This window comes from Prauserella flavalba, from assembly GCF_003202235.1.
In the GTDB taxonomy this organism is placed as follows: domain Bacteria; phylum Actinomycetota; class Actinomycetes; order Mycobacteriales; family Pseudonocardiaceae; genus Prauserella_A; species Prauserella_A flavalba.
In genome coordinates this window covers 262,908-274,482 of sequence record NZ_MASU01000005.1, presented here as the reverse complement: position 1 = coordinate 274,482, position 11,575 = coordinate 262,908, and the positions used below count along the sequence as shown (strand labels likewise).

General features: G+C 72.0%; 11 protein-coding genes. 4 read left to right on the top strand and 7 right to left on the bottom strand.

Annotation, left to right across the window (positions count from 1 at the left end; all coding sequences use genetic code 11):
* The first annotated feature begins 388 nt into the window (after positions 1 to 388).
* Positions 389 to 682 carry a dsRBD fold-containing protein gene (locus BA062_RS08630; RefSeq protein ID WP_110335539.1) on the top strand — a complete coding sequence of 98 codons (294 nt, stop codon included), beginning with the start codon at positions 389 to 391 and terminating at the stop codon, positions 680 to 682.
* 46 nt (positions 683 to 728) lie between these two features.
* Here the strand turns inward: BA062_RS08630 and BA062_RS08625 are convergent, their stop codons facing one another.
* Positions 729 to 1,331 carry an Rv1733c family protein gene (locus tag BA062_RS08625; RefSeq protein WP_110335538.1) on the bottom strand — a complete coding sequence of 201 codons (603 nt, stop codon included), beginning with the start codon at positions 1,329 to 1,331 and terminating at the stop codon, positions 729 to 731.
* A 121-nt stretch (positions 1,332 to 1,452) separates the two neighbouring features.
* Positions 1,453 to 2,514 (bottom strand): NAD(P)-dependent alcohol dehydrogenase, encoded by a 1,062-nt coding sequence (locus BA062_RS08620; RefSeq protein WP_110335537.1) that lies wholly within the window; start codon positions 2,512 to 2,514, stop codon positions 1,453 to 1,455.
* Between the two features lie 140 nt (positions 2,515 to 2,654).
* Between BA062_RS08620 and BA062_RS08615 the strand changes: the two genes are divergently transcribed.
* Together BA062_RS08615 and BA062_RS08610 are read left to right on the top strand one after the other, a co-directional pair.
* Entirely contained in the window at positions 2,655 to 3,329 is a 675-nt protein-coding gene (locus BA062_RS08615; protein ID WP_110335536.1) for a phosphoribosyltransferase, read from the top strand.
* 73 nt (positions 3,330 to 3,402) lie between these two features.
* Positions 3,403 to 4,152, top strand: coding sequence for a sigma 54 modulation/S30EA ribosomal C-terminal domain-containing protein (locus tag BA062_RS08610; RefSeq protein WP_110335535.1), 750 nt, complete (start codon positions 3,403 to 3,405; stop codon positions 4,150 to 4,152).
* 100 nt (positions 4,153 to 4,252) lie between these two features.
* Here the strand turns inward: BA062_RS08610 and BA062_RS08605 are convergent, their stop codons facing one another.
* On the bottom strand, positions 4,253 to 6,304 hold the full coding sequence (locus tag BA062_RS08605) for a PQQ-dependent sugar dehydrogenase (protein WP_110335534.1): 2,052 nt from the start codon (positions 6,302 to 6,304) through the stop codon (positions 4,253 to 4,255).
* 119 nt (positions 6,305 to 6,423) lie between these two features.
* Here BA062_RS08605 and BA062_RS08600 point away from each other — a divergent pair, with 119 nt between their 5' ends.
* The gene (locus BA062_RS08600) at positions 6,424 to 6,930 is read left to right on the top strand and encodes a 2'-5' RNA ligase family protein (protein ID WP_110337113.1); all 507 of its coding nucleotides are present in this window, start codon (positions 6,424 to 6,426) and stop codon (positions 6,928 to 6,930) included.
* On the opposite strand, the gene BA062_RS08595 is transcribed toward BA062_RS08600, so the two are convergent.
* The 4 genes from BA062_RS08595 to BA062_RS08580 all read right to left on the bottom strand — a co-directional run bounded on the left by BA062_RS08595 (position 6,919) and on the right by BA062_RS08580 (position 11,503).
* A complete protein-coding gene (locus tag BA062_RS08595) occupies positions 6,919 to 7,917 on the bottom strand; it encodes a chitinase (protein ID WP_110335533.1) in 999 nt (332 codons plus the stop codon). The two genes, BA062_RS08600 and BA062_RS08595, sit on opposite strands and share 12 nt — an antisense overlap.
* A 13-nt stretch (positions 7,918 to 7,930) precedes the next feature.
* Entirely contained in the window at positions 7,931 to 9,115 is a 1,185-nt protein-coding gene (locus tag BA062_RS08590) for a beta-1,3-glucanase family protein (protein ID WP_110335532.1), read from the bottom strand.
* 93 nt (positions 9,116 to 9,208) lie between these two features.
* On the bottom strand, positions 9,209 to 10,630 hold the full coding sequence (locus BA062_RS08585) for an APC family permease (protein ID WP_110335531.1): 1,422 nt from the start codon (positions 10,628 to 10,630) through the stop codon (positions 9,209 to 9,211).
* Between the two features lie 78 nt (positions 10,631 to 10,708).
* Positions 10,709 to 11,503: a PPOX class F420-dependent oxidoreductase gene (locus tag BA062_RS08580; RefSeq protein WP_110335530.1), complete on the bottom strand. Its 795-nt coding sequence runs from the start codon at positions 11,501 to 11,503 to the stop codon at positions 10,709 to 10,711.
* Positions 11,504 to 11,575 lie beyond the last annotated feature (72 nt).

The window sequence follows — 11,575 nt, the reverse complement described above, 5'->3', positions numbered from 1 at the left end:
GCCGGTCAGCGCAACAGTTTTCCCTGACGCCGACAGGGCGAACCTCGCTCGGTGAAAAGTGTTAACGAGATCGGTCCGCCGAGCTGACACGACCGACCGGGAAAGGCGTACAATGCGTGAAGCTTTCCCAGGCGCAGGTCGGCGAGCCGGGTGGTCCGGCACCGCCGGCGCGAGCCCCCCTATTTCCGTCCACTGTGTACTCGACGGGTCGCCGCGCCTTCCCGTTCGCATTTCAACTGTCCACATCGTTCGGGACGAAGTGGGAAATTGTGTCTTTCGTGGATGCCGGGAAGGAATTGTGGCCCCTTGACGTTCGGATAGGGACGAACGACCCTAGGCTCGCGCCGCCGGGCCTGCGAGTGTGGATGCCGCGGTTCGAAGGAGAGACATGGCACGACTGGCCCAGTGGACGATGAGCGTCGTCCTCGAGGAGAACAACGGCACCACGCGAGCGCGGGTCCGGCTCGGCGACGACCGGGGCAACCACTTCGACGGGATCGGGCTGGCCCACCGGGGGGTGGACGTGGCCAGGGTCCCCCAGGTGGCCGGTGAGCTGGCCGTGGCCCGCGCGCTGACCGACCTCACCGAGGAGCTGCTCACCGCGGTCGCCGCCGACATCGAGTCGGTGCTCGGGGGCCCGGCGTTCGGCTCGCCCTCGCAGAGCCTGGCCCCCCTGCCGTAGCGGTCCCCTGGCGACGGCCGACCGTCCTTTGTGCACTGCCGGGCCGTCACAGGCCGTGGATCTCGCGGTCGAGCTCGACCCATTCCCGTTGCCAGCGCTCACGCCTGGCGTGATCCAGCAGTGCGTGCAGTGCCCACCAGCCGCACGCGCAGGCGAGCGTGACGGCCAGCCAGACGGTGATCGCGACGGCGACGGCGTTCCAGGTGACCATCGCCTGGGTGCGGGGCGGCCGCACGCGCTCACCGCTCGCGTCGAGCCAGACGGGAACCTTGCTGCCCTTGTGGAGTCCCGCCTCGGCGACGACGAGCCCGCGGCCGGACGAGCCGTCCGGCAGCCGCCACTCCGCGCGCACCGACACGGTCTGCCTTCCGCCCGAGTACGCGGTCGGCGACTCGGGCACCGCGTCGGCGAGCAGCACGGCCGTGGTCTCGTACCGGGTGCCCGCCTCCAGCTCCGCCGCCCGTGACTCCCTGGCGTAGGAGTCGGACCCGAGCGCCGCGGCGAACGGCAGGGCCAGTAGCGGAAGCACGATCGCCAGGAGCAGCGCGGCGGCCTCGGCGCGGTCCGAGGGCCGGGCGAGCGGGTTGCCGCCCGGGAACAGGGTCCGCAGCAGCCGCCCCAGGTAGCTCGATGTCGTGGAGTCGCTCATCGTGGCCGACCTCCTCTCGTGCTCCCCCACAAGGATGACCCGGAACGGCGACGACGCGAAGGGTCCTTCGGCCTCACCCGCTCCGGGCGGCTCGCCGCCGTTCCACAGTGGAGCGCACCGGTCACGCTCTGTCCGCCGAGGGCGTCACCACGGCGCGGCCGGTCAGCCCGCCGCGGGCCAGGCGCGCGTAGGCCTCGGGCGCCTCGTCGAAGGCGAACCGCGTGATCGTGGTGTGCAGCAGCCCCCGCGCGGCGAGGTCGAGCACCTCGATGAGCTCCGGCCTGCTCCCCCAGTACGTCGTCTGCACCGAGAGCTCGTAGGGCAGCGTGAAGAACGACACCGGCAGGGTGCCGCCGCCGATGCCGACGATCGTCAGGTCGCCAAGCTGCCGCGCGCACGCCGCGCCGAGCCCGAGCGTCGCGTCGTTGCCGACGCAGTCGATCACCACGTCCGCGCCGGTGCCGCGCGTGGCGTCCTTGATCCGCGCCGCCGTGTCCTCGCCGGAGGGCAGCGCGAGGTCGGCGCCGAGCTCCCGCGCGTGAGCCAGCGCCTCCTCGCGCACGTCGACGGCGATCACCCTGGCCGCCGTGGTGGCCTTGACGATCTGCAGCGCCAGGTGCCCGAGCCCGCCGACGCCGATCACGACCGCGGTGGAGCCGGGCACGAGCTTGGGCCACGACCGGCGCACCGCGTGGTACGGCGTCAGGCCCGCGTCGGTCAGCGGCGCGGCGAGCACCGGGTCGAGCCCCTCCGGCAGCGGCACGACGTGCCGGGCGTACGGGACGAGCATGAACTCGGCCATCCCGCCGTCGATGCCGAGCCCGCCGCCACCGCCCGGCGCCGGCGCGCCCTCCGGGTTCTCGCAGTAGGTCTCGACGCCCACCCGGCAGTTGCGGCAGACCCCGCAGCCCCACGGGCCGTACACGGCGACGGGCTGTCCCGGCGCGAGCCCGGTGACGCCCTCGCCGAGCGCGTGCACCCAGCCCGCGTTCTCGTGACCGAGCGTGAACGGCGGCCCCCACGGCAGCTGGCCGGGTTCGAAGTCGTGCATCAGGTGCAGGTCCGAATGGCAGACGCCGGCGCCCGCGATCCGCACGAGCACCTGCCCGGGGCCGGGCCTCGGCTCCTCGACGTCGGCGAACTCGGGTTCGGACTTCCAGGCCAGGAGACGCAGCGCTCGCATGCCGGCACCTTCCTCGTCGCGGGTTCCCGTCACCCACCATCGGACACATCCCGGCACCCCGCCACCGAGGGACCTTCGACCCTTCACCCCGCCGCCGGTCTGGCCGACGATCGGCGGTAACCCACTCGGAGGGAAGAACCATGGAGTTCGAGAACCGCCGGCAAGCCGGCCGCGAACTCGCGGAACGCCTCGGGTATCTCCACGGGCGCCACCCGATCGTGCTCGGACTTCCCCGCGGCGGTGTCGTGGTGGCCCGGCAGATCGCCGACGCGCTCGAGGCGCCGCTCGACGTGCTCCTGGTGCGCAAGATCGGCGCGCCGGGCCGTCCGGAACTGGCGATCGGAGCCGTCGGCGAGGGCGGCGTGATCGTGACCAACACCGACATCCTGCGCAGGCTGCGCCTCACGCAGCAGGAGGTGGACGAGGCCGCCCGGCGGGAGCTCGCCGAGCTCGACCGCCGCGCCGTCGTGCTGCGCCGGGGCCGCCCTCCCCTGCCGGTGACGGGACGGACGGTCGTGCTCGCCGACGACGGCATCGCCACGGGAGCCTCGGTCAAGGCGGCGCTGCGGGTGCTGCGCGCCCGCGGCGCCAGCCGGATCGTGCTCGCCGTCCCGGTCGCCCCCGCCGACGTGCTCGAGGAGCTCTCCCACAGCACCGACCACACCATCTGCCCGAACCCCAGGGTCTGGATGCGCGCGGTCGGCAACTGGTACCGCGACTTCTCCGAGGTCTCCGACGCCGATGTGGTCGCATTGCTGCCCGAGCAGCCCGGCGACGTGCCGGAGCAGGTCACGGGGCACTCCCGGGACCGCTGAGCCGGCCGGGCGCCTTGCCGCGGCCCGGCGCGCCGATGATGATCGGGCGGGAGCGGAAGGTGGTGAGGCCTGGATGGGCGGGCAGCGCTGGACGGGTGGCGTCGTCGTGCAGACCAGGGGTGAGGTGCTGGACGGCGCGCGGGAGTACGTGCGCAAGCAGATCGCCGGGCTGGCGAGGAAGCTGCCGGACCGCCTGGTGTCCGCGCGGGTGAAGCTGGTCGCGTTCGCGAGGCCGAGCGCGCCCGTTCCCGCCCTGGCACAGGCGAACCTCGACGTCGCGGGGCGGGCCGTCCGCGCGCAGGTCGCGGCCGCGTTCTTCGCCGAGGCCGGCGGGCTGCTGCGCGCCCGGCTACGCGAGCAGGTCGCCTCGCTGACCGGGCCCAGAACGTTCCGGCCGTGGCGCGGGGCCGCCCCGGAGGTCCCCTCTGCGCGGCCCCGGGGCCCGAGGGAGATCGTGCGGCGCAAGGAGTTCCCGCTCACCCGGTGCGACCCGGCCGAGGCGGCGTTCACGATGGACCTCTCCGACTACGACTTCCACCTGTTCGTCGACGCCGACACCGGTGAGGACAGCGTCGTCCACCGCGCGGGGCCCACGGGCTACCGGCTGGCCCGCCTGCACTCGCCCGTGCCGCCACGGAACCGGCCCGCCGTGCCGCTCACGGTCCAGCCGCGGCCCGTGCCGGCGGACAGCGCGGCCGGTGCGGCGGCGAGGCTGGACCGCACCGACCTGCCGTTCGCCTTCTTCCGCGACGACGAGACCGGCCGCGGCTCGGTGGTCTACCGCCGCTACGACGGGCATTACGGCCTGATCGCACCCGCCTGAACCGCTGAACCGGCCGCAGTGAAGGCCACCTTGCCTGCGTTGAACGCAGGCAAGGTGGCCTTCACTGCGGTTCACCGCGGCCGGAAGGGCTCCGGCGGAGTCAGGCCCGGGTGCCGCTCACCTCCAGGTTCCGCAGCCTGCCGATGTTGTCGAACGAGCCGAAGCCGACGCGGCCCGAGCCGAACGTCGTGTCGACCGCCGTCATCAGCGGGTGGCGGGCCCCGTCGACGTACACCGCGATCTCACCGGTGGCCGCGCAGTGGGTCACGCGCACGTCGTGCCAGTCCGCGTCGGTGATCGCCGGGGCCGCGCCCCGCGAGACCGTCGCGTTCCACTGGTCGTCGATGCGTTCCCGGTCGGCGTTGTTCACCTTGAAGATCCCGTTGTGCGGGTAGATCGAGTTGTCCGTGGACAGGTGCGCGTAGTAGAACTCCGTGTCCGAGCGGTACCCGAAGACGATGACCACGTCCCGGTTGGTCTCCGCCACGGGCGTGTCGAGCCGGACCTCGGCGTCGACCCGCACCGAGCCGTACTCCCCGCCCTCGGTGAGCACCGCGTACTCGAAGGGCCTGCGCGGGCCCGGCCGCGACTCGCCCGCCTCGGCGAGGATCACCTCACGGCCCGGGAACCGCCACTTCTCCGGCGTGACCGGTGCCCAGCTGCCCGCGTCCATCGCGTCGCCGACGCCGGTACCGGCCGTGCGGCAACCGGCGAAGCGCTGCGTGCCGGTGACCTTCCAGATCTTGCCGTTGGCCTTCGCCAGCAGGTACACCTCGCCTTCGGCGTCGCGGCCGAAGCGGAGGTCCACGCGGTCGTCACCGGCCAGTTCCGGTGTGGTGACGCGGTTGCCGTGCTCGTCGTAGATCATGAGCGTGTGGATGGTGGCCGGGTCCTGGCCCCGCTTCATCTGGCTCGACTCGGTGTAGAACACCCGGCCGTCCACCAGATCCGCGAAGAGGTACTTGCCGCGCAGCTCCGGGATCTCGCCCCGGTACACGAATCCGCCGCTGATCGCGCGGCCGACGTCACCGCAGTCCCAGTCGGGCGGCGGGTTGTGGTCGTACTGCGCCACCGGGTAGACGTAGTCGTACTTGTCGTCGTCCTCGGGCAGCGGGTACAGCCAGCAGCCGTCGCCCCGCTCGTAGCGGAACGTTCCCTCGCGCTCGCTCCAGCCGAGATTGTCGCCCTCGCGGACCTCGTACACCGCCTCGATCGCGTGCTGGCCGATGTGGCCGAGGTACATCCGGTGCGGGCTCTTCGGGTCCCAGCTGAACCGGTGCGGGTCGCGCATGCCGTAGGCCCAGATCTCGCCGAGCGCGCCCTCCTTGCCGACGAACGGGTTCGACGCGGGCACGCCGTACCGGCCGTTGCCGCTGCCGGTGCCGTCCGGGTCGATGCGCAGGATCTTGCCGTGTGGCGTGCTCAGGTCCTGCGGCTCGGTGCTGGACACACCGAGCCCGCCGTCGCCGACGGCGACGTAGAGCAGGCCGTAGTCCTCGTCGTGGCGCGAGGCCGTCGGGTTGAAGTCGATCTGCTGGATGCCGTGGATCTGCTGGGCGAACCCGAACCGGAGCACCTCGCGGTGGGTGCCGCTGAAGACGTCGGCGCCGGGGTCGTCGGCGATCCACTCGGTGACGATTCCGTGGTACTGCGTCCGAGGCTGCGCCGGGTACGTCGTCGGCTTCTGCAGTGCCGCACCGGCCTCGGTGTGGACGGTGTAGAACGTGCCGTTGTGCTCGAACCGCGGGTCGAACGCGACGAACCCGAAGCCCTGCCCCATTCCCTTGCCGGAGAAGAAGTCCGGGAACTGTGCCTTGACGTCGAGGTAGACGTACGGGTCGCCGCCGTCGGCGAGGAAGTACAGGTTCCCGTTGAGGTCGGGCACGTACTGCCTGCCCGAGCCGTCCGGCAGCTCACCGAGGTGGTTGATGCGCGCGTGCCGCATCAGGCGCGGGTCGGTCGGAGCCGGTGTCGGCTCGGAGTCCGGGAACTGGGCGACCTCCTCGACCGTGAGCCCGAGCCCGGAGGTCACCGGGTCCTCGGGGATCGGATCCATGATGGGCGCGTCGGCCTGCGCGGCCGCCTGCGTGCCCGACAGCAACGTCGCCACCAGGGCGACCGTTGCCAGTAAAGACCATCTCGGCTTTGACATCACACTCATCCTCGAGTCCGGGTCCGCCTTGAAAGCGCTTTCCTGAAAGCGCTTGCAGACTCTACAGCCCGTGGACGCGGGTAAGCAAGCAGTGACCGGCTTCGGTCACAATGGCGGGCATGGTCCGGCTCGCGTTCGCCGTGCGCCCACCGGAGGCGGTGCGCGCGGTCGTTGCCGCCCTGCCCCGGCCCCCGCTGGAGCGGACCACCTGGTCGCGGCCGGAGCAGTGGATCGTCAAGCTGCGGCCGCTGGGACACGTGGCGCCGTCCCTCCGCGAACCGCTGCTCGACGCCGCGGGCGCGGCGCTCGACGGCGCGCCCGCGCCCGTCGCCCGGCTCGGGCCGGCCACCCACCGGCTCGCGGGACAATGGCTGTCGGTGCCCGTCAGCGGGCTCGACGAGCTGGCCGCGGAGATCCTGGTGGCGACGGAACCACTGGTACCGGTGACGCATCCGCAGCCGTTCCGGGGCGAACTGGTGCTCGCGCGGGGACGGCCGCCCCGGGAACTGTCCGGGACGGCCGTCGCGGCGTCGTGGCGGGTGACCGAGGTGCTGCTGGTCGCCGATCACTCGTCGCCCAGGGGCCCGCGCCTGGAGGACGTCGGGCGGATTCCGCTAGGCGAGTGAGTCCAGGTGCGCGCGCACCGGGCCGGAGAACGAGCCGCCGCTCGCGGCGTCCCAGTTGACCGACCACGTCATCACGCCGCTCAGCCCGGGGAACGGGCTCTCCGGCACGTACGACCCGCAGCGGCTGCCGGTGGTGAGGCAGTCGAGCGCGGCGGTCACCACGTCCGGGCTCACGAACCCGCTGCCCGCGGCCGACGACGTCGCCGGCAGGCCGAGTGCGACCTGGTCCGGACGCAGGTGCTGCAGCAGGATGCACGCCTGCGCGGTGATGAAGTCGACCGTGCCCTGCGTGACGACCTGGCCGTGGCAGCCGTTCATCGACCCCGAGTTGTAGTACTGGGTGTGCACCACCGTGATCAGGTCCTTGACCTGGTCGATGAGCCGCAGGTACGTCCCGCCCGGCTGCACGTCGAGGGTCTGGGGCGCCATCGTGAGCAGGAAGCCCTCCCCCATCCGGTCGCGCAGCTGCTGGATCGCGCTCGCCATGTTGGCGACGTCGAAGCCGTGCTCCAGGTCCACGTCGAGGCCCTGGATGCCGTACTCCTGGGCGATGGCGGCGAACGAGTCGACGAAGCTGGCCACGTTCGCCGGGCTGCCCAGGTCGACGTTGCCGCGCTCGCCGCCGATCGAGAGCACCACGGACTTGCCCTCGGCCTTCTTCGCGGCGATGTCGGCCTTGAGCGCGGCCGTGTCGTAGCCGCCGAGCGCGCTCGACAGGCCGGGGTCGACGCCGAAGGTCACCGCGCCGGGCCTGGCCGGGTCGGCCTCGGCGAACGCCAGCACGATCACGTCGTAGGCGGCGGAGACGTCGGAGACCCGCAACGGCGTGGCGCCGTTGACGAAGTTCTGCCAGTACCCGGTCAACTGCTTGCCGGGCAGCGCCCCGGCGGGCGCCGGGTCCGCCGAGGCGGTGGCCCCGGTGAGCAACAGCGCGGCGCCCGTGGCCGCGGCGGCGAGCAGCCGGGAGAGTCGGTGCGGGATCCTCATCGGAGGTCCTTTCCTAGAACGGGGTGAGGGTGACGGTGACCGACGTCGGCGCGGGATCCTCAAGGTAGGAGGCGAACCCGGCGACGTCGTCGAAGGCGAAGCCGTAGGCCTTGCCGTCCACCGTGTTGGCGTGCAGGACGCGGGCGTAGTGGTTGGTCACCGCGTGCCCGTAGAAGGAGCCGGGGTCGGTGCCCGGCTGCGTGGACCCCGTGTGCAGGATCGAGCGGTTGAACCCGGCGCCCAGCACGGCCGCGACCGGCCCGGTCACACCGTCGTTGGGCGCGGCCAGCGCACCGTCGCAGAACAGCACGTCCCGCGTCGACGGTTTCGGGAAGGGCCGCGTGGTCTCGCCGGTGTCCTTGGTGAACGCGAACTCGCCCGCACCGTTGACGCGGCCCGTGAACCCGCCGCCCTGGGTCTCGACCCGCAGGTCGGTGCCCGAGTAGCGGTTCCACACCTCGTCGACGTAGGCGGCGAAGTAGTCGTCGCGGAACCTGCCCGAGTCGAGCCCGTGGCCCGGTGCGATCACGCGGAGGTCGTCGACCACCAGCGAGCCGAAGTCCTCTTGCGCGGCCAGGTCGGCGAAGATCCGGTTCCGCCCGCCGTCACTGAGCGTGCCCGTGGTCTGCGAGCGCTCGCCGTCGAGCCGGATGGCGAGTGGCACGCTGAACTGGTCGACCATGGTGGTGTTGCAGTACATGCCGGGCCGCAGGTTCGGCGTGCCCGGTGCGACGTGGGTGAATTCCACGAAGTCGTGCAGCACCGGGAAGTTCGGGTCGGATTCGACCCAGCCGGCCGGGTACTGCAGGGCCGCCCGGCCCGCGCCGTCGGCGACGGCCTTGAACCTGAGCTTCTGACCGAGCGCGACGTACACGCGGCCGGACATGGTGGGCAGGTTCAGCCGCGTGGGACCACTCGCGGCGAGCGGGATGGCGTAGTCGGTGAACCCGTCGGATCCGTTGTCGGACAGGGAAACGGGCACGGCCGTGCCGTCCGGTGTCACTCTGCATTGGACGTTCGAGACGAGATCGGTGCCGACGATGTAGACCCAGACCGAGCTCCCGGCGAACTCACCGGACTCGTTGACGATCGTCAGCGGGAGGGTGGCCTGCGCGGTACCGCGCGCCCACGCCGGCACCGTGGGCAGGGCAAGCGCCGCGGCCCCCACCCCGGCGAGGAAACTTCTGCGACCCAGCATTGGTAGGAACCCTTGGTTGGCGAAGTGGTCCGAACCAATATGCGGGCATCAGGCGCCCGCCGCAAGAGAAAGACGAAAAGTTGTCGCGTCTGGTCAGCGATTGTCCCCCACACGGACCGCATCGATCAGCCGGTCCTCCGCGTCGGCCCCCGGCCCGACGCGCGGGAGCCGCAGCACGAGCACGATCCCGGCCAGCCACCACAGCCCGACGATGACCCACTCCCACGGCCAGATCAGCTGCGCGGGCATGCCGGGCAGGAACAGCACGCCCGTGCCGAGGCTCAGCACGATGGCGAGCACACCGACCGTGCGGCCCGCCGGCACGCGGAACGGGCGCGGCATCTCCGGCTCACGCCTGCGCAGGACGAGGAAGCTCAGCGCCACCATCAGGTAGGCCGCGATGATGCTGAGGCTGCCCGCGTCGACCAGCCACACCAGCATCTGCTCACCGAACAGCGGCGCCGCCACCGACAGCCCCCCGACGAAGAGCACCGCGTTGGAGGGCGAGCCGAAGCGCGGGTGCACCCTGGCGAACCAGCGCGGCAGCATTCCGGACGACGCCATCGCGAACAGCAGCCTGCTCGCGCCGATCAGGAAACCGTTCCAGCTGGTCACGATGCCCGCGATGCCCCCGAGCACGAGCACCGTGCCCATCGCGGGGCTGTTCCAGAGCGCGGACATGGCGTCCGCGGTGGGCAGCTCGGCATCGGCCCGCTGACCGGGGGCGAGCCCGGAGCCGACCGTCAGCATGATCATCACGTACCAGGTGACCGCCAGCAGCACCGAGACGAGCAGCAGCGTGCCGATCCGGCGGGGCGGCAGGTTGATCTCCTCCGCCGACTGCGGGATGACGTCGAACCCGACGAACAGGAACGGCGTCGCGACGAGCACGACCAGCAGCCCGGACAGCCCGCCGGAGAACAGCGGCTGCATGTTCGCCGTGGATCCGCCGGTGAACGACCCGATGGTGAGCAGCACCCCGACGGCCAGCAGGAACAGCACGGCGATGCCCTGGAACACCGCGGCGGGCCGCACACCCACGTAGTTGAGGGCGGTGATCACGACGGCGCCCACGACGCCCACGGCGACCCACGTGGCGTAGACGTCGTAGCCCGCGATGGACCACAGCCTGCCCGCGGGCAGCTCGGGCACCAGGTAGAGCAGCGTCTGGGGCAGGGCGACCGCCTCGAACGCCACCACCGACACGTAGCCGAGCACGAGCGTCCAGGACGTGATGAACGCGGGCCGGGAGCCGAGGGCCCGCAACGCGTAGTTGTGCTCGCCGCCGACCGCGGGCATCGCCGACACCAGCTCGGCGTAGGTGAGCCCGACCAGCGCGACGACGGTGCCGCCGAGCACGAACGCGAGCGCGGCGCCGAGGGTGCCCGCGTCCTCGAGGAAACCGCCCGTGAGCACGATCCACCCGAAGCCGATCATCGCGCCGAAGGCGATCGCGAGCACGTCCAGCCTACCGAGGACCCGGACGAAGCCGCCCCTGGTGGTGTGGTCGGTCATGTGCCCACATCCCTTCCGTGCCGCCGGAGATCAACAGGGTGCTGATCCCGGCGGCTCGCGTCAAGGGCGCGGGCGGCGTCACATCGGCGTCAGTTCGAAGTGGACGGTCCGGCCGGTCTTGGCCCGGCCCAGCCGGTGCGCCAGCGGCACCACCACGCCGTGCAGCAGCGGATGCTTGCGCCGCAGGACCGTCGCGGCGTGCCGGTTCTCCTCCCCCTCCAGCCTGCGCATCTTGCCGTCGACGGCGGGCCCGGTGGGCACGCCCCTGCCGGTGGAGGGCGCGAACTCCACCCTCGGATCCCTGGCCAGGCGCCGGGTCTTGAGCGACTTCTCGAAGCTGCGCACGTACGCGTGGTCGCCCTCCACCGCGATGCTGACCGGGCTCGCACCCGGCCTGCCGTCGCGGCGGAAGGTGGTGAGGCTGATGGTCTTCTGGGCGACGAACGGCGCCAGTGCCGGGACGGTCGCCGCGGTCACCGCGCCGACGACGTAGCCGCGCCCGCGCAGCCGCAGCACCAGCGCGACGGCGAGGAGCACCGACACCACGCCCAGCGCCACGGCCTGCACGACGTTCCCGCCCAGGTCCAGGTCGGTCGCGTGGTTGACGGTGTGGACGGTGTTGGCGAGCAGGAAGCCCGCGAGCACGGTCGCGAGCGCGTCGGCCCAGATCAGCGCGAGCAGCAGGCCGGTGCCCAGCCCGAGCTGGAACGCCCCGGCGTCGTGCAGGAAGTGCACGTGTGTGGCGAACCCGGTGAACTCGGCGAACGAGCCCGGCGCCGCGAGTGCCCAGCTCCCGGCGGCCAGCATCCCCAGCCCGGCCAGTGTGGTCACCACCTCGACGTAGACCCGTGCGCGTCGGTGCTGTCCGGTCATCGTCCTCGCCCTCCGGTGTCGGCTCGGCAACGTGTGTGAGCGGTTGACGAGACGGCGCCGGGGTTTGTGACG